At 72.2% G+C, this 16,673-nt stretch carries 13 protein-coding genes and 1 pseudogene; 1 reads left to right on the forward strand and 13 read right to left on the reverse strand.

The features are described 5' to 3' along the window. Positions 1-36: 36 nt before the first annotated feature. From CRP49_RS45620 to CRP49_RS45675, 13 genes and pseudogenes are all read right to left on the reverse strand, one after another. Positions 37-249, reverse strand: coding sequence for a hypothetical protein (locus tag CRP49_RS45620; protein ID WP_097259180.1), 213 nt, complete (start codon positions 247-249; stop codon positions 37-39). Between the two features lie 70 nt (positions 250-319). Continuing rightward, positions 320-442 (reverse strand): annotated as a pseudogene (locus CRP49_RS49510) (hypothetical protein); the annotation flags it as partial. A gap of 208 nt (positions 443-650) precedes the next feature. After that, on the reverse strand, positions 651-1,223 hold the full coding sequence (locus CRP49_RS45625; RefSeq protein WP_097259181.1) for a DUF6529 family protein: 573 nt from the start codon (positions 1,221-1,223) through the stop codon (positions 651-653). 578 nt (positions 1,224-1,801) lie between these two features. Further along, positions 1,802-3,385: a vanadium-dependent haloperoxidase gene (locus CRP49_RS45630; protein WP_097259182.1), complete on the reverse strand. Its 1,584-nt coding sequence runs from the start codon at positions 3,383-3,385 to the stop codon at positions 1,802-1,804. A 289-nt stretch (positions 3,386-3,674) separates the two neighbouring features. Beyond that, the gene (locus CRP49_RS45635; protein WP_097257845.1) at positions 3,675-4,103 is read right to left on the reverse strand and encodes an ATP-binding protein; all 429 of its coding nucleotides are present in this window, start codon (positions 4,101-4,103) and stop codon (positions 3,675-3,677) included. 608 nt (positions 4,104-4,711) lie between these two features. Then, a complete protein-coding gene (locus CRP49_RS48785; protein ID WP_257033855.1) occupies positions 4,712-7,000 on the reverse strand; it encodes an SWIM zinc finger family protein in 2,289 nt (762 codons plus the stop codon). Next, positions 6,997-9,843 (reverse strand): DEAD/DEAH box helicase, encoded by a 2,847-nt coding sequence (locus CRP49_RS45645; RefSeq protein ID WP_097259183.1) that lies wholly within the window; start codon positions 9,841-9,843, stop codon positions 6,997-6,999. The genes CRP49_RS48785 and CRP49_RS45645 overlap by 4 nt, the downstream gene beginning before the upstream one ends. Positions 9,844-9,938: 95 nt before the next feature. Continuing rightward, positions 9,939-10,520: a sugar kinase gene (locus CRP49_RS45650; RefSeq protein ID WP_097259184.1), complete on the reverse strand. Its 582-nt coding sequence runs from the start codon at positions 10,518-10,520 to the stop codon at positions 9,939-9,941. After that, positions 10,517-11,662 carry an ROK family glucokinase gene (locus CRP49_RS45655; protein ID WP_097259185.1) on the reverse strand — a complete coding sequence of 382 codons (1,146 nt, stop codon included), beginning with the start codon at positions 11,660-11,662 and terminating at the stop codon, positions 10,517-10,519. Before CRP49_RS45655 ends, CRP49_RS45650 begins: the two co-directional genes overlap by 4 nt. A gap of 140 nt (positions 11,663-11,802) precedes the next feature. After that, on the reverse strand, positions 11,803-12,573 hold the full coding sequence (locus tag CRP49_RS45660; RefSeq protein ID WP_097259186.1) for an ATP-binding cassette domain-containing protein: 771 nt from the start codon (positions 12,571-12,573) through the stop codon (positions 11,803-11,805). After that, complete coding sequence (locus tag CRP49_RS45665; protein WP_097259187.1) at positions 12,570-13,610, reverse strand: ABC transporter permease; 1,041 nt, start codon at positions 13,608-13,610, stop codon at positions 12,570-12,572. Before CRP49_RS45665 ends, CRP49_RS45660 begins: the two co-directional genes overlap by 4 nt. Then, positions 13,607-14,611: a sugar ABC transporter substrate-binding protein gene (locus CRP49_RS45670; RefSeq protein ID WP_097259188.1), complete on the reverse strand. Its 1,005-nt coding sequence runs from the start codon at positions 14,609-14,611 to the stop codon at positions 13,607-13,609. The genes CRP49_RS45665 and CRP49_RS45670 overlap by 4 nt, the downstream gene beginning before the upstream one ends. A gap of 164 nt (positions 14,612-14,775) precedes the next feature. After that, complete coding sequence (locus CRP49_RS45675) at positions 14,776-15,513, reverse strand: GntR family transcriptional regulator (protein WP_097259189.1); 738 nt, start codon at positions 15,511-15,513, stop codon at positions 14,776-14,778. Positions 15,514-15,643: 130 nt separating this feature from the next. Between CRP49_RS45675 and CRP49_RS45680 the strand changes: the two genes are divergently transcribed. Then, on the forward strand, positions 15,644-16,666 hold the full coding sequence (locus CRP49_RS45680; protein ID WP_094215001.1) for a Gfo/Idh/MocA family oxidoreductase: 1,023 nt from the start codon (positions 15,644-15,646) through the stop codon (positions 16,664-16,666). The last annotated feature ends 7 nt before the right edge of the window (positions 16,667-16,673 follow it).

A 16,673-nucleotide genomic window follows, 5' to 3' on the forward strand; every position in this document is an offset into this window, starting at 1 on the left:
GCTCGCAGGTTCAGCGGGCCCGTGCTGCGGCAACTGTCACGAGAGCTGGTCAAGCAGTTCCTGCTGGTGCGCCGTGGCCCACGAGCCGAGGTGGATGGGCTCTCGGCCGAGTAGCTCCTGGACTGTGCTCGTGGTGACCGCCGAGTAGTCCATGCGGCCCTCGTAGGTCTGTCGCGCCCAGATCAGAGTGCTGGCCGCGTACGCGGCGTCCATGTTGGCAGGCGCGACGTCCAGCCCGGCATCGATCATGCGCTGCTTCGATCTCCTCGGCCAGCTGCTGCCGGCGCACCTCACGCGCGGTCGGCGGACGATCCCGCCACTTGTAGAACCACGACTCGGACACCCCCAGCGCCCGGCAGGCGGTGCGGTAGGGAATCTTCTGCTCGGCCTTGCAGTTGCTGATCACCCGTACCACCCACAAGGCCACGAATCGCTTGCACACATCACGCTCTACCTCTCCGTGCGGTCGCCACCCTGGTCGTGCAGACCGGCTCCGAGTTTCGCGGTCGGCTCGTCCCAGCTGCCAAGGTGACGCCCGCGGCCGTTCAGGGGGCCTGTACGACCGAGAGAGGCGTTGGCACGGAGCAACGCGATGTCCGATCTGCAACAGGGCTGCCGTGCAGCCATGGCGGGCCTCGGTGACAGCACGGTCAGAAGCCGGGGGCGGAGCCGGCGAAGAACCACAAGGCGGCTGTGTACCACATCAGTGCGATGGCGGTGACCAGGGCGCCGCCGGCAGCCGGAAGCGCCCAACCCGGCAGTCGGCGGCTGTGTACCACCAGCACCTTGGCGACGAACGCGCCGTACAGGACGCAGCCCGTAATGGAGTGCACCGCCACTCGGCTGCTCGTGAACTGAACTCCGTAGGCGGTGATGCAGTGGTAGGCGATGGGCAGCGAGACCAGAAAGGCAAGGAGGCCAATGAGCCGGTGTGTGGGGTGCACCCGGTGCGGCGCAGCCCCCGCTCCCGGTAGGCGCCGGTACATCCACAGCCCGAGTAGCAGTTGGACGACCGCGAGTGCCATGAGAGCGCTACCAAGGCGCGCCTTGAGATCGTTGACGCCGACGCCGTGCCGCCCGAACAGGCCGCTGGTGTAGTCGGGTGTGTGCGTGCGACCGAACGCATACACCCCCACCGCGACCGCGACCGGCAGCAAAGCAGCCAAAGGGCCCGCCACCGTACGTGCGGGACGCCGCATCCGCGCGCCCGTGTGTCTGGTCATCAGTCCCCGATCAATCGGATTCGATCTTGCTGCCAGATGCGTTGACGACGTACCACTGTGGCGCCGGACGCGCTGGTTTCCCCGCCGTTGGTGTCACCGGCCGTCGTGTCACCCGCGAAGCAGCGGCACCGCCTCGAGTGTGTGCGGGAGGTGAGCGGCGGCCAGGCAGGCGCGCATGCTCCGCCGCCGGTCGGCCTAGTCGACTCAGCGGCCTTGGGGAGGTAGAACGTCCGCCCCTTGGCGTCTTCCAGGCAGGGGCCGAGCTTGTCCGGCTGGGACAGCCGCTTGCAGCAGCCAGCGGCACGGCGGTAACCGCCGGCACTGCCGCCGCAGCCGTTCCTTTCATGAGCGCTCCATGGTGTCGGACGGCGCGTCCCGGCAGCCGCGGGAAACGACCGCAGCGGACCTCATCTCCCAGTTGGCCCCGGATGCTCGGGCGCTGCCAACAGCCGCGGGCCCTCGGCGCGGAGGATGGCTGCTCTCTGAGCGCGGCCAGAAGCCAGTGGCACCCGATGCGCCGGGACCACTGGAGTCTGGCCACTGCCATGCGATGCGTGGTTGTCGCGCGGTGGGGGCGGTCAGAGATGACGTGCCACGAAATCGGCCACCTGGGTGCCGAGTTGCTGGCCCGCGCGGTTGTCGAGGGAGGTGTGCTGACCGGACCAGATCCGGCTGAGCCACGCTTCGGTGGCGGCGTTCTGGAAGCCGGCGAAGGTTCGGGTGACGCCCTTCGACGTCACCGCGAGATGATGCCGCGCACCGTAGAACCCGGCGAGCGTCGTTGCCGCAGCCTGGCTGAGAGCGCCGTGAGCGCCGGGATAGGACGGATCCGGTGCGGTCGGCAGCAAGGGGGTCCAGTGGGGATCGCCGACGATGCCCGGGTTGTAGTGCGTACCGCCGAGCCGGATGGCGGTCACGGGCCGCCATATGCCGTAGGCGTACTTGGCGTCGTACATCGCGATTGTGGTGTCGGCGAGGGACAGGTCGAGCCGGGCGAAGACCTTCACCGCCTTCTCCAGGGTCGCGTTCTGGGAGGTGACAAGGCCCTGCGCTACCTGGTTCCAGACGTTCCAGACGGGTGCCGCCGCCCAGAACTTCGCGGCCGCGGTCTGATCGGGGGTGCGGGTGGTACTGGTCTTGCTCCCCAGGCTCTTGACCTCGTTCAGGGCGGTGGCGTACGCGGCGCTGTTGACGGCCGGCGGCGCCGCCGGACGGAACTCGTGTCCGTCGGCCAGTACGAACGGCTTGACCGAGCCCCAGTTGGGGAACACCGGTGCCGGGAACTTGGGAGGGGTGGGCCGGTAGTCACCGGCCTTGTCGCCGGGACGGAACCGCGGCGGCTTGGCCGAGGACCCGTCGCTGGACCGCAGGCTGATCAGTCGGCGAGCGACCTCGGCTCCCACACCCATGCCCGCCTGCTTGCCCGGGCCACCCGGAATCGCGGACAACTGGCTGCTCAGCCGCTGGTCCACGCCTGCGCGCTTGGCCGGGTACAGGGCGACCAGCACATCGTGGGCCGCCTGGTCCGCCGCGGCATCCACACGAGCGCCTCCCGGCGCCGACACCGAGAACACGTAGGCGGGGCCGGCCCGGGTGATCGATACCACCGCGTCGTACTCGGCGGCCTGGAGGAGCGCGAAGCTGCGCGTGGACTGGACGGTGGACGGCTGCGCCTTCGGATCGCTGAGGATGGTGATGAGCTCGCGGTTCCACTCCACGACCGACATCCCCGACCCCTTCGCGGCGGTGTGCAAGGCCGCCGAGTGAGCGGTGGTGGACCCGAAGGCCGGGCTGGTGAGTCCGGCCGCCATCGCGGCTCCGGCAAGTATGGCGAGGCTCTTCTGCTTTCCACCCATGTTCTGTGGCTCCTTATCGCTGGTGGTGGGCTGGGGCAACTGGCGGTCATGCGCGTGGCTCATCTGGGCCGGCCACGCGAGCGTGATGGTGTCGGGGTGGTGCGGGCCGGCCACCGGGTCGGGATGGCGGCGGTCGTGGAGGACGAGTTGTCCGGCGGGTTCTGCGGCAGCTGCGACCGGGCCGGGGCCGCGGGCTCGGCCAAGGCCATCCGGTCCATGAGGGCGGTCCGGCGTGGCAGCAGCCGGGCGCGTTCGGGGGCCGGGCGGGGCGTCGATGTCCTTGTCGCTGTTCGGGGTGACGTCCATGCTCACACCTCCGCCGGTACGCAGGGGCCGGCTCCGCAGCGTTGACACAGCACCGCGTCGTGGTGGGGGCCGCGGTGACCCAGGGCCGATGGGTGTGCCGCCGTGGACCGCATGGGCATCTGGGTCGGGCCCGGGCAGCCGTCGACGGGGCACGGCTTGTGGGTCGTGAAGGCCCACTCTGCGGGGGCGTCGGATGCCCCGGCGCCGCGGCCGCCTCCGGTAGCCCGTCGCCGTGCTGCAGTGCCGGCCCCGGCAGGGGGTCGCAGCTCGTGCGGAGCGTCCGGTCCGGTCATGGCGAGCACCTCAGGCAGGCGCGGACCTCGCGGCCGCTGCGTGTCTGCTGGATCTCGGTCGATTGGGCGAGGTACTGGACGATGCCGGTGCCACGGCCGTGTTCGTCGGGGGCGATGTCGGGGCGATGGCGTTCCACGGCCGCGCCGGAGTCAGTGACCACAATGTGCAGAGTTTCGTGGTCGAGGGCGAGCAGCAGGGTCATGCGCTCATGGCCGTACTGGGCAGCGTTGCCGGCGAGTTCGTCGACGATGAGAACGGCGGAGTCCCGCTCGCTCGTGGGCACGCTCCAGGTCTCCAGCAAATCGGCCGCGAAGTGACGGGCGGCGGAGACGTGCGCCTCCTGCGCCGGCAGGGTGAGCAGTGCCTGGCGGCGGCAGGGTCGGCCGAGCAGTGAAGTCGGGCTGGCGGAATCAGTCACAAACATGGTCTTCAGGCTCTTCTGTGGATGTGCGGGGACCGGAACGGGGTGACCGCAAACAATTTCGGGGGCGGCCGGTAGGCCGGATCCTGCATGGGCGCGGTCATTCAGTTCCACGGACGACGCATGCCGGACGGTTCGAGCGATTCGCCCCTTTTGTTCGGATTCTTGTGAGTCATGTCAATGTCGGCGCCTGTCTGGGCTCAGCCGCCTCCGCCCATGGCTCGCTGCCGCACGGCCGGACCGGGCACCGGCAGCCCGGTCCCCGCGGTCGTCCGGACGGCCCTGCGGGAGCGTCGCGCCGTATAGCGGGACGGACATCCCTGCCCGCATCTCGGCTGGGTCGCGGTCCCCGCCATGCAGACGTGCTAGAAGACGGTTCCGCCTACCTGTGCCACGTCGTCCCGAGGGAGGGGCCGAGGATGAGGACCGGGGCGTCTTCGGGGCCGTCGAAGCGGTACTGGAGGGCGGGGGTCTTCGTCTCACTCGCTGCTCCACGCCAACCGCCACCGCCGAGCGCGCGGCTCACGGGCCCCCACTGTCCACACCGGGCCCCTCGGAATCGCCAGGGAACTCTCACACGGCCTTCACCTGGGGTGGGGGCGTCGGCGCGCTCAGAGGTCGTCCGGTGTGCCCAGGCCCGTGAGAGCGCCGACCGGGTCCAGGTCGGGGGTGCCGCGGGGCCACCAGTCGTCCTGGCCGGGCTCCGACTCGTAGGCGTACCACAGGCCGTCGCGGCCCAGGCGGAGCTGGACGTGGCCGCCGGGGTGGGTGAGGCGGTTGCGCCAGGGGCGGAACGCCGGGAGGTCGGCGGCGAGCAGCAGCGGGCGGGCCCGGTCGAAGCGGCCGGCCGGCGGATCCCATGGCTCCTCCAGCACGGCCAGCCCCTCCGGGCCGCCCTGCCGCCAGGCGGCGACCGCGCGGGCCAGGTCGGCCGGGGTGCGGTCGGTGGCCGCGGCGAGCGTGGCGTACAGGCTGCGGGTAGTGGCGGTCAGGCCGGAGCCGGGGCGGGCGGCGGCGAGGCGTACGGCGTCCTGCCACAGGGTCAGCTCACCGACCGGGTCGCGGCCCGTGGCGAGCAGCGCGTGCGCGCGGGCTGCGGCGTCCGTCGCCAGCTGGTCCAGGGCGAAGGGGTCCGGTCCGCCGGGCGCCGCCGGGTAGACCGGGGGTTGCTCGGGGTGCGGCGGCACGGGCAACGGCGAGGGCAGCGGCGGGAGGCGACGCGGAGCGAGGGCGTCGGCCGCACGGACGCCGGGCAGGGACCGCGGCGCTCCCTCCTGGGCGGCGCGGGCCGCGCGGGCGGCGCTGCGGCGGGACAGCGCGTCGAGGAGGCCCTTCTCGCCCCGGCCGCGCAGCAGGAGCAGCACGAAGGGGTCGGCGTCGAGCAGGCGCGCCGTCTGGTAGCAGAGGGCGGCCGCGTGCTTGCAGGGGTGGCCGGAGTCGGGGCAGCTGCACTGCGGCGCGAGGTCGCGGGGGCCGGGCAGCAGGGGCACACCGCAGTCGGCCAGCGACTGGGGCAACTCCTTGTCCAGCAGCGCCGCGATGTGCCCGGGCCGGTCGGCGGCCGCGTCCAGGAACTGCTCCCAGTCCCCGTCCTCCAGCGTGCGCAGCCGCACCTGCACCCGGTACGGACGCGGGCGGCTCCCCCGTACGTACGCCAGCACCTGCCCCGGGGTCACGGTGATCGCGTCCACATGGCCCTGGTCCGCGTAACCCCGGCCGCGGACCAGCCGCTTGACGTCCAGCGCGCCCTGTTCGAGCGCGTCGACCCAGGCGTTCCCCCACCAGGTCTCGGCGAACCCGCGACCCTCCGGGGAGTCCGGCCGGGGCGGCAACGCCGGGAAGGTACGGCGGAGTTCGGTGTCGCGGTGGGGGGTGGCCATGGTGGCGGGGACCTGCGGGGGTGCCGGCGCCGGGGGGCGGGGCTCACTGCGGTCTGTTTCACCGACGGTGGTGTCCCTACCGGTGTCGTCCGCCGCCCCGGGCGTGTCGGCCGCGTCAGCAACGGACGGCATACGGAAGGCATTCGCCAGGAACTGGCGCATGTCGTGGGCGGCTTGAACGCGGGCGGTGGTCCGGGATTCGGCGCCGGGGCGTGCGGAGCCGACGGGCCGCGCCTGTGTGCGCCTCCCACGCCGGGAGCCTGCCGCCTCCGCCTCGGCACGCACCGCCTCCCGCCGGGCGGCCCGCAGCGCTTCCCTGGCCGCGTCGGCGGGGCGTGCGGTAGGGGTGGGGGCGGCGGCGGCCTGCGGCGCGCTCCGGTCGCCCGCGTAGCCGGACTGCGGCGCGTTCCGGTCGCCCGCGTGACCGGACTGCGCCGTGGCAACGGACTCATCCCGGTCACCGGTCTCATCCCGGTCACCGGACCGCGCCGTGGCACCGGACTCGTCCCGGTCACCGGACTCCGCGGCGGCAGCCGACTCGTCCCGGTCACCAGGCACCGCCGCGCCACCAGCCCCAGCCCAGACACCAGACCCCACCGAAGCCCGCGAACCACCCCGCTCGCCCGACACCGCCGAGGCCCAAGAGCCATCCCGCTCGCCCGACTCCACCGAGGCCCAAGACCCGTCCCGCTCGCCCAACTCCACCGATGCCTGGGCCCCATCCCGGCCACCGGACACCGCCGCGCCACCGACAAGCCCACCCGTGGCCCTGGTCTCGTCCTTGTCGCCGAGCCCGACGGAGTCGCCTGGCTCGGCCGTCGCCGGGTCCGTATCCCGTCGGGCAGGCGTGGCCGATCGGAGGGCGGCGCGGGCGGCGTCCGCGGGCCTCGGCCGCGCCGTGGCGGCCCGCTCGGGTGCCTTGTCCTCCGCGGTCTCCTCGCGCTCGGCCTCCGCTCGCTCCCGTGCCGCCCGCAGGGCACGCCGGGCGGCGTCGCCTGGGCGCTCGTCGCCGGTCGTCACGAGGTCCTCCGCAGCGAGACCAGGTCGGACAGCTCGCGGTCCGTCAGTTCGGTCAGGGCCGACTCGCCGGAGCCGAGGATGGCGTCGGCCAGGGCGCGCTTGGCCTCCAGCATCTCGGCGATGCGGTCCTCGACCGTGCCCTCGGTGACCAGGCGGTGGACCTGGACCGGCTGGGTCTGGCCGATGCGGTAGGCGCGGTCGGTGGCCTGTTCCTCTACGGCCGGGTTCCACCAGCGGTCGAAGTGGACGACGTGGCCGGCGCGGGTGAGGTTCAGGCCCGTGCCGGCGGCCTTGAGGGAGAGGACGAGGACGGGGGTCTCGCCGCCCTGGAAGCGGTCGACCATGCGCTCGCGCTCGGCCACCGGGGTACCACCGTGCAGGAGGTCCACGGGGACCGCGCGGGCGGACAGGTGGGCGGTGATGAGGCGGGCCATGCCGACGTACTGCGTGAAGACCAGCACCGAGCCGTCCTCGGTGAGCACGGTGTCCAGCAGCTCGTCCAGGAGGGCGAGTTTGCCGGAGCGGGCCAGCAGGCGGTCGGCGTGGATGTCCTCCTTCAGGTACAGCGCGGGGTGGTCGCAGATCTGCTTCAGGGCGCCGAGCAGCTTCAGGACCAGGCCCCGGCGGGCGATCCCCTCCGTGGTCTCGATGGCCAGCATCGACTCGCGCACCACCGCCTCGTACAGCGCGGCCTGTTCCCGGGTGAGCGGCACCGGGTGGTCCGTCTCGGTCTTGGGCGGTAGTTCCGGGACGATGCCGGGGTCGGACTTCTTGCGGCGCAGGAGGAACGGCCGGACCAGGCGGGCCAGTCGCTCCACCGCCTCCTGGTCCTCGCCGTTCTCCACCGCGCGCGCGTGCCGGGCGCGGAAGGACTTCAGGGGGCCGAGGAGGCCGGGGGTCGTCCAGTCGAGCAGGGCCCACAGTTCGGAGAGGTTGTTCTCCACCGGGGTGCCGGTGAGGGCCACGCGCGCGGGGGCCGGGATGGTGCGCAGCGCCTTGGCGGTCGCGGAGTACGGGTTCTTCACGTGCTGGGCCTCGTCGGCGACGACCATGCCCCAGGGCCGCTCGGCGAGTTGGGCCGCCGTGGAGCGCATCGTGCCGTACGTCGTGAGGACGAAACCGCCGTCGAGACCGTCCAGGGTGCGGTCGGGGCCGTGGAAGCGGCGCACCGGGACGCCGGGGGCGAACCGGGTGATCTCCCGCTGCCAGTTGCCCAGCAGGGACGCGGGACAGACGACGAGGGTCGGCTCGGTGCGGGCCCGCTTCAGGTGCAGGGCGATGAGCGTGATCGTCTTGCCGAGGCCCATGTCGTCGGCCAGGCAGCCGCCGAGCCCGAGGGAGGTCATGAGGTCGAGCCAGGCCAGGCCCCGGAGCTGGTAGTCGCGGAGGGTGGCGGCGAGCGCGGCGGGCGGCTCGGCCGGGCCGAGGCCCGCCGTGAGGCGGTCGCGCAGCGCGGCCAGTGCGCCGGCGGGGACGGCCTCGACGGTCTCGCCGTCGACCTCGGCGGTGCCGGTGAGCGCGACGGACAGCGCGTCCACCGGATCCAGCAGGCCCAGTTCCCGCTTGCGGGCCTTGCGGACCAGGGCCGGTTCGACCAGCACCCAGCGGTCCCGGAGCCGTACGACCGGCCGGTGGGCCTCGGCGAGCGTGTCCATCTCGGCCTCGCTGAGCGGATCCCCGCCGAGCGCCAGCTGCCAGCGGAACTGGAGCAGGTCCTCGCTCTCGAAGAACCCGGTGCCGTCGGTCGCCGAGCCGGGCGCGGGCCGGACCACCGCGGCGGCGGTGAGGTCGCGGGCCAGGTCCCGGGGCCAGTGCACGGCGACCCCGGCGGCGGCGAGCCGGGAGGCCGCCACGCCGAGCAGCTCGCCCAGCTCCTCCTCGGACAGGGCGAGGACGTCGGGGGTGTCCTGCTCGGCGAGCCGGTCCAGGGGCGGCCACACGCGGGCCGCACGCCGGACGGCGAGGGCGGCGTCCACGCGCGCGCGTGGCCCGAAGGCCGCGTCGGCCTCTCCCGCCCACAGGGCCGCCGCGTCGGCCATCAGGGTCGGGTCGGCGAGGCTGTGCACCTGGACGATGGCCGCGCCCGCGGCGCGGGCGCCCTCGACGGCACCGGCGTCGAAGACGTCGTACGCGGACAGGTCCAGGCGCAGCGAGATCCGTACCCCCGCGTCCATGCCGGCGGCGACCTCCGCCGCCCAGTCGTGGGCGGCGGGCAGCGGCTGGGGCTCGCGGGCGGCGAAGGGGCGGCCGGCGGTGTGGGGGGCGGCCGGGGTGCGGGGCAGGGTGTCGGCGACCGCGTCCAGGAAGGAGCGGACCAGGGCCTCGGGCTCGGGCAGCCGGAGCGGCCCGGGGTCCGGCAGCGGCACGGCGTGGCCCTCCGGCGGCAGGGCCGCGGCCACCGCGCGCAGGTGGGCGATGTCGTCGGGTTCCAGCGGGCCGGCCCGCCAGGCGTCGTGGCCGCTCGGGGTCAGGCCGGGCAGCAGGCGGCCGCGGGCGACCAGCCGCAGCGCGTGCAGGGCGGCGGCGCCCCAGCAGGCCGTGGCCGGGTGGGCGGACGGGTCGCGGCGGGCCCGCACCAGCAGCGGCAGGGCCTCGGCGAGCGGCAGGGTCAGCGCGGGCACCTGCCGGCGGCGCACGCTCGCTCCATGGCGTCGTACGACGGTCAGCTCGTCGGTGTCGCCGTCGGCGGGCAGCGGGCCGCCGTCGGGGTCCCAGAAGGCGACGCGGCCCTCGCGCGGAAGTTGCGCGGGCAGGTAGACGGACGCGAGGCGCACCGGAACGAGGTCCCCGGCTTCCCGGGAACCTCCCGTGCGCTCGGCCACCACGGCCGTGCCTCCGCTCATACGTCCTGCCACCTCCCGTCCGTGCGTCGGATCAGACGTCTTCGACTCTACGGGCGGGGTCTGACAGTCGGCTCCGACGGCCGGCCGGGCCCCCGTTACGGGACCGTGCGGGAGACGACGTACACCATCGGATAGTTCGGGTCGGACATGTTGACGACCACGTCCTGGGTGGGCGCCGGGTTCTTCTGCTTGCGGGTGAGACCCGACCAGGGGCCGGGGCCGGTGAAGTTCCAGCCGGAGATCTTCTGGTCGCGGGAGCCGATGGTGATTTCGTGCTTCTTCAGGGCGTCCCGGCGCAGGCCCATGGTCCCCAGGAAGCTGTCCAGGCCGGCGCTGTTGGTGCGGAACTGCGCGTAGAGGCGGCTGGTCTTCCAGTTGTTGGTCTCGTAGTAGGCGATGTAGTCGGCGGGGTGCGGGACCGGCACCTGGTAGAGGCGGCGCTGCACCTTGGACGGCCAGCCCGGGGTGAGGCCGGTCGCCGAGTACTTCGCCTCCTTGTCCTTGCCGCTGTTGCGGCTCTGGTTGGCGGAGATCACCAGATAGCCCGCCGGGACGCCGATGAGCAGCCCGATGATCAGCAGGGTCAGCGCCCTGCGTTTGGCCTTGTGCCGCGGATCCTCGACGGGCCTGCGCGGTTCGTCCGGGGGCGCGGCCTGATGGGGCAGCGACGCGATCATGCGCTGTCCTGGTCGCGGCGGGCCTGGGTGTACCGCTCGTAGCGCTCGTACCGCTCCACCCGGCGCCGCTTGGCCCGCCGGAACCGCCGGGCGACCAGCCGGGCCAGGTCGGCGGCGCCGACCATGCCGGCCTCGGGGCCTAGCTGGGCGCGGGTGATGCGGGCCTCGGGGCGGTAGCCGCGGCCGGTGAGGTGGCGCTTGAAGGCGTCCCGGGCCGGGCCGATGAGCAGGTCGTCGGCGGCGCTGACGCCACCGCCGATCACGAAGCAGGACGGGTCGAGGGCGGCGGCGAGGTTGGCGATGCCGACGCCGAGCCACTGGCCGATGTCCTGGAGCAGCTCCACGCACATGGCGTCGCCCTCGCGGGCCAGCTCGGTGATCATCGGGCCGGTGATGTCGTCGATGTTGCCCTTGACGTGCTCGATGATCCCGTAGGCCACCGGGGAGTCCGCCGCGGCCAGCTCCTTGGCCTCGCGGACGAGCGCGTTGCCGGAGCTGTACTGCTCCCAGCAGCCGCGGTTGCCGCACGGGCAGCGGTGGCCGCCGGGCACGACCTGCATATGGCCGAACTCACCCGCGACGCCGTACTTGCCGCGCTTGACCTGGCCGTCCTCCAGGATGGCGCCGCCGATGCCGGTGCCGAGCGTGATCATGACCAGGTGGTCCTCGCCGCGGCCGGCGCCGAACCGCCACTCGGCCCAGGCGGCCGTGTTGGCGTCGTTGTCGACCAGGACCGGAACGGCGAGGCGGTCGGCGATGCGGTCCCGCAGCGGTTCGTTGCGCCAGGACAGGTGAGGCGCGAACAGGACCCGGTTGCGGTCGGCGTCGACCCAGCCGGCGGCGCCGATGCCGACCGCGTGCACGTCGTGGCGGTCGGACAGGTCCAGGACCAGTTCGACGATGGTGTCCTCGACGACCTTGGGGCTCTTGGACTTGTCCGGGGTCTCCGTGCGGAGCTTCTCCAGGATGTTGCCGTCCGCGTCCACCACGCCCGCCATGACCTTGGTGCCGCCGATGTCGATGCCGACGGTGGGGACACGGGGTGCGGTCAGGTGTGAGCGGCGTTCCCTGGTGCCGACCGTTCGGAGCACGGGGGCCCGGCGGGAGCCGATGGGGGCGGTGAGGTCGCGGTAGGTGCTCATCGTTTGTCGATTCTGCCGCACGCTCACGGTGAGTGCTGCGCGGGGCAGGGGGAGGGGGTGCGCGATCAGTGCCGGGTGCGAGTCCGTTGTGGTTGATCGCGCCCCGCGGCGGAGCCGCAATTGATGCGGCCCCGCGCCCCTCAACTACGCTGCAGTTCGTGGCGTAGAGCGTCCAGGTCGGAGCCGCCGGCCATCTGCTGGGTCAGCTCGTCCAGGGTTATGTCCTCCCGTGTGTAATTGCCCACCATGGCGCCTCGGCGCAGCAGTACGAATCTGTCGCCCACCAAGTACGCATGGTGCGGGTTGTGGGTGATCAAGACAACACCAAGGCCCTCGTCGCGTGCCGCGGCCACATATTTCAGGACCACACCTGACTGCTTCACGCCCAGTGCCGCCGTCGGCTCGTCGAGGACCAGGACCTTCGCGCCGAAGTAGACCGCCCTCGCGATGGCGACACACTGGCGCTCGCCGCCCGACAGGGTGCCGATCGGCTGGTCGACGTCGCGGAGGTCGATGCCCATGCGGAGGAGTTCGGCTCGGGTGGTCTCGCGCATGAAGTCGATGTCCAGGCGCTTGAAGGGGCCTTTGCCCCGGCGGGGCTCGGAACCCAGGAAGAAGTTGCGCCAGACCGGCATCAGGGGGACCACCGCCAGGTCCTGGTAGACCGTGGCGATTCCGCGGTCCAGGGCCTCGCGCGGCGAGGAGAGGGTGGTCTCCTCGCCCTCGATGCTCAGGGAGCCGCCGTCGTGCTGGTGCAGGCCCGCGACGATCTTGATCAGGGTGGACTTGCCGGCTCCGTTGTCGCCGAGGACGCAGGTGATCTCGCCGGGGTGGACCTCCAGGGAGACGCCTTCGAGGGCGCGGACGGTGCCGTAGTGCTTGCTGACGTCGGTCAGCTCGACGAGAGTCACTTGGTGGCCTCCGCACGCTTGCGGACCCAGTGGTTGAGCAGGGTCGCGAGGAGCAGCATCGCTCCGAGGAAGAACTTGAACCAGTCGGGGTTCCACTCGGCGAAGACGATGCCCTTGCTGGTCATGCCGAACAGGAGCGCGCCGACCGCCGAGCCGACCGCGCTGCCGTAGCCGCCGGTGATCAGGCAGCCGCCGATGACGGCCGCGATGATGTAGATCAGCTCGTTGCCGACGCCCTCGCCGGACTGGACGGCGTCGAAGGAGAAGAGCAGGTGCTGGCCGGAGATCCAGGCGCCGAAGGCCACGCCCATGTAGAGGCCGATCTTGGTCCTGGCGACCGGGACGCCGACCGCGCGGGCCGCGTCCTGGTTGCCGCCGACCGCGAAGATCCAGTTGCCGGCGCGGGTGCGCAGCAGGGTCCAGGAGGCGAGGGCGACCAGGCCCAGCCACCACAGGATGGTGACCTTGAAGTCGACGCCGCCGAGGGTGAGGGTCGAGGCGAAGACGGCGTGGGCGCTCGGGAAGCCCTCCATGTCGGCGATGGTCTTGGTGGAGACCGTGCCGTCGATCAGCTTGGTGAAGCCCAGGTTCATGCCGGTGAGCATCAGGAAGGTGCCCAGCGTGACGATGAAGCTGGGCAGCTTGGTGCGGGTGAGCACGAAGCCGTTGAAGGCGCCGATGGCGAGGGTGGCCAGCAGGGACACGCCCACGCCGACCCAGGTGTTCGCCGTCATCTGGTAGCTGAACATCGAGGAGATCAGCGCGGACGACGTCACCAGGACGCCCGCGGACAGGTCGAACTCGCCGCCGATCATCAGCAGGGCCACGGGTACGGCCATGATGCCGATGGTCGAGGAGGCGTACAGGACCGTGCTGAGGCTGGCGGCGCGCAGGAAGCCGTCGGCCGCGAAGCCGAAGACGGCGAAGACGGCGAGCGCGCCGACGATCGAGCCCAGTTCGGGGCGGGAGAGCAGCTTCCGCAGCGGCGAGGTCTGCAGAATCCTTTCGTCGGCGGTCCGTTCCACGGTGACGCTCATCGGGTGCCCCGCTCGGTGTACTCCGCGAGGGCGGCCGCCTGGTCCTTGGTGACGATCTGCGGGCCGGTGAGGACCGGCTGACCGCCGCCGAGAACGTCGCTGTTGTACTTGTACAGCCACAGCAGGTCGACGGCCTGGTAGCCCTGCAGGTACGGCTGCTGGTCCACGGCGAAGCCGAGGGTGCCGTCCTTCAGTTCGGCGGCGACCTTGGCGTTGAGGTCGAAGGTGTCGACCTCCGCCTCGCTGCCCGCGTCGGTCTTCGCCTTCACGGCGGTGTCGGCATAGGGGGCGCCGAGGGTGACGACGGCGTCGACGGACTTGTCCGCCTGGAGCTTGGCACCGATCGCGGACTGCACGTCGGGCATGTTGGTGCCGTTGACGTAGAGCTTCTCGACCTTGCCGTGGAAGGTCTTCGCGACGCCGTCGCAGCGCTGCTCGTGGCCGACGTTGCCCTGCTCGTGCAGGATGCACAGGGCCTTCTTACGGCCGCGCTTGTTCAGCTCGTCCCCGACGGCCTCGCCGGCGACGGTCTCGTCCTGCCCGATGTGGGTGAGAGCGCCGAAGGACTTGGACTCCGCGGAGCCGGAGTTCACCGTGATCACCGGGATGCCGGCCTTCTCGGCGCGGGCCACGGCGGCCTTGAGTGCGTCGGGCTTGGCGAGGGTGACGATGATGCCGTCGACCTTCTTGTCGACCGCCGCGTCCACCAGCTGGGCCTGCTGCTGGGCCTCGTCGTCGTGCGAGTACAGGAAGTTGATGTTGTCCTTGACGGCGGCCTGCTTGGCGCCGCTCTGCACGATGTCCCAGAAGGTGTCGCCGTCTCCCGAGTGGGTGATCATCGCGAAGGTCCAGCGGGGAGTGTTCACCGCCGCCCTGCCCTGGGCGGCGGCGGCCTTGCGGGCGTCCTCGGCCCGTTTGCCGCCGGTGCTGCTGCACCCCGCCAGGGACACGGAGAGTGCCCCTGCCAGCGCTATGCCTACCCAGGTCCGAAACCGTGCCACGAGGCCGTGCCCTTCTTGCCGTGTCCGTACGTACGCAAGGGGCCGGTGATCACCTCGGCGGCCCCAAACACTCCAGTATCGAACACAGGGAACACTGCTGACACGACCGGGGAGCACCTCCCCGTCGCATTGTCCGGACATTGCGACGAATGACGGGCGTGCGCTCAGGGTCGTACGAGCAGCTGGAACTCGAAGGAGTAACGGGTGGGGCGGTAGGTGTGGTCGCCGAACTCGACCGCGCGGCCGGTGTCGTCGTAGGTGGTGCGCTGCATGGTGAGCAGCGGGGCGCCCTCCGCCTCGGCGAGCCGCTCGGCCTCGGCGGCCGTGGCACCGCGGGCGCCGATGGACTGGCGGGCGCTGTGCAGGGTGATCCCGGCGGAGCGCATCAGCCGGTACAGGCCGGTGGCCTCCAGCTGGTTGGTGTCCAGGTCGAGCAGGCCGGGCGGCAGGAAGTTGATCAGGTAGGCCATCGGCTCGCCGTGCGCGAGGCGCAGGCGCTCGATGCGGTGGACGTCGCTGCCCTCGGCGACGGCGAGCGCGGCGGCCACCTCGGCGGAGGCGGGGACGACGGTGTTGACCAGAACCTTGGTCGCGGGCCGCTGCCCGGCCGCCTCCAGGTCGTCGTAGAGGCTGCTCAGCTCCAGGGGGCGCTTGACCTGGCTGTGCACGACCTGGGTGCCCACGCCCCGGCGGCGGACCAGCAGGCCCTTGTCGACGAGGGACTGGATGGCCTGGCGGACGGTGGGCCGGGACAGGCCGAGCCGGGCCGCCAGCTCGATCTCGTTGCCCAGGAGGCTGCCGGGCGTGAGGCTGCCGTGCTCGATGGCGGCCTCCAGCTGCTGGGAGAGCTGGAAGTACAACGGCACCGGGGAACTACGGTCCACACGGAGGTCGAGTGACACGGTCGGGTCCACATCTGGTTTCGGCACGGGCCCGAGCGTAGCCCTGTGCCCGGTTGACGGGAAGTTGTGTAGTCAGATTGTCCGGACATTTGCATTGACAGCGTACGGGGTCCGCCCTCACTTTGTTTCCATGCGCATCGGGGTCATCGGTACGGGCCGCATCGGCACCATTCATGCGAACACGCTGAGCCGCCATCGCGAGGTCGGATCGCTGATCCTGACGGACGCGGATCCGGCACGGGCACAGGGGCTGGCGCACCGCCTGGGTGAGACGGCGGCGCCGGGGGTGGACGAGATCTTCAAGTGGGGCGTGGACGCGGTGGTGATCACCACGGCCACGGCGGCGCACGCCGAACTGATCGGTCGGGCAGCACGCTCGGGCCTGCCGGTCTTCTGCGAGAAGCCGATCGCCCTCGACCTGCCGGGCACGCTGGCCGCGCTCGCCGAGGTCGAGGCGGCCGGCACGGTCCTCCAGATGGGCTTCATGCGGCGCTTCGACGCGGGTTACACGGGCGCCCGGGAGGCGGTGCGCTCGGGACGGCTCGGCCGGCTGCACACCGTACGGGCGATGACCTCCGACCAGTCCCCTCCCCCGCCGGAGTGGCTGCCGCTGTCCGGCGGGCTCTTCCGGGACACGCTGATCCACGACTTCGACGTGCTGCGCTGGGTGACGGGCCGTGAGGTGGTGGACGTGTACGCGACCGGCTCGGACGCCGGCCCCGCAATGTTCCGCGAGGCCGGTGACATCGACACCGGTGCGGCGCTGCTCACGCTGGACGACGGCACGCTGGCCACGGCGACGGCGACCCGGCTGAACGGCGCCGGCTACGACGTCCGCATGGAGCTGGCCGGGGAGCGGGACACGGTCGTGGTGGGCCTGGACGACCGTACGCCCGTCGCGTCCACCGAGCCGACCGGGCCGCCGCCCGCGGACAAACCGTGGGCCGGTTTCCTGGAGCGCTTCGGGCCCGCCTACGAGGCCGAGCTGTGCGCCTTCGTCGACGTGCTGCGCGGCCAGCGGCCCAACCCGTGCGACGGCCAGGAGGCCCTGCAGGCGCTGCGGATCGCCGAGGCCTGCGAGGTGTCCCGGCGGGAGCGCCGCCCCGTTCGGCTGGCGGAGATCCAGGGCCGGGCCCAGCCTTCGTACGGCTGAGCCCGGT

It is taken from the genome of Streptomyces sp. Ag109_G2-15 (assembly GCF_900215565.1).
Taxonomy (GTDB): domain Bacteria; phylum Actinomycetota; class Actinomycetes; order Streptomycetales; family Streptomycetaceae; genus Streptomyces; species Streptomyces diastatochromogenes.

What these genes read in the sequence shown, in the direction of transcription:
- CRP49_RS45620 (WP_097259180.1), bottom strand. Translation starts at nt 249, where the DNA reads ATGATCGATGCCGGGCTGGACGTCGCGCCTGCCAACATGGACGCCGCG.
- CRP49_RS45625 (WP_097259181.1), bottom strand. Translation starts at nt 1,223, where the DNA reads ATGACCAGACACACGGGCGCGCGGATGCGGCGTCCCGCACGTACGGTG.
- CRP49_RS45630 (WP_097259182.1), bottom strand. Translation starts at nt 3,385, where the DNA reads ATGGACGTCACCCCGAACAGCGACAAGGACATCGACGCCCCGCCCGGC.
- CRP49_RS45635 (WP_097257845.1), bottom strand. Translation starts at nt 4,103, where the DNA reads ATGTTTGTGACTGATTCCGCCAGCCCGACTTCACTGCTCGGCCGACCC.
- CRP49_RS45645 (WP_097259183.1), bottom strand. Translation starts at nt 9,843, where the DNA reads ATGAGCGGAGGCACGGCCGTGGTGGCCGAGCGCACGGGAGGTTCCCGG.
- CRP49_RS45650 (WP_097259184.1), bottom strand. Translation starts at nt 10,520, where the DNA reads ATGATCGCGTCGCTGCCCCATCAGGCCGCGCCCCCGGACGAACCGCGC.
- CRP49_RS45655 (WP_097259185.1), bottom strand. Translation starts at nt 11,662, where the DNA reads ATGAGCACCTACCGCGACCTCACCGCCCCCATCGGCTCCCGCCGGGCC.
- CRP49_RS45665 (WP_097259187.1), bottom strand. Translation starts at nt 13,610, where the DNA reads ATGAGCGTCACCGTGGAACGGACCGCCGACGAAAGGATTCTGCAGACC.
- CRP49_RS45680 (WP_094215001.1), top strand. Translation starts at nt 15,644, where the DNA reads ATGCGCATCGGGGTCATCGGTACGGGCCGCATCGGCACCATTCATGCG.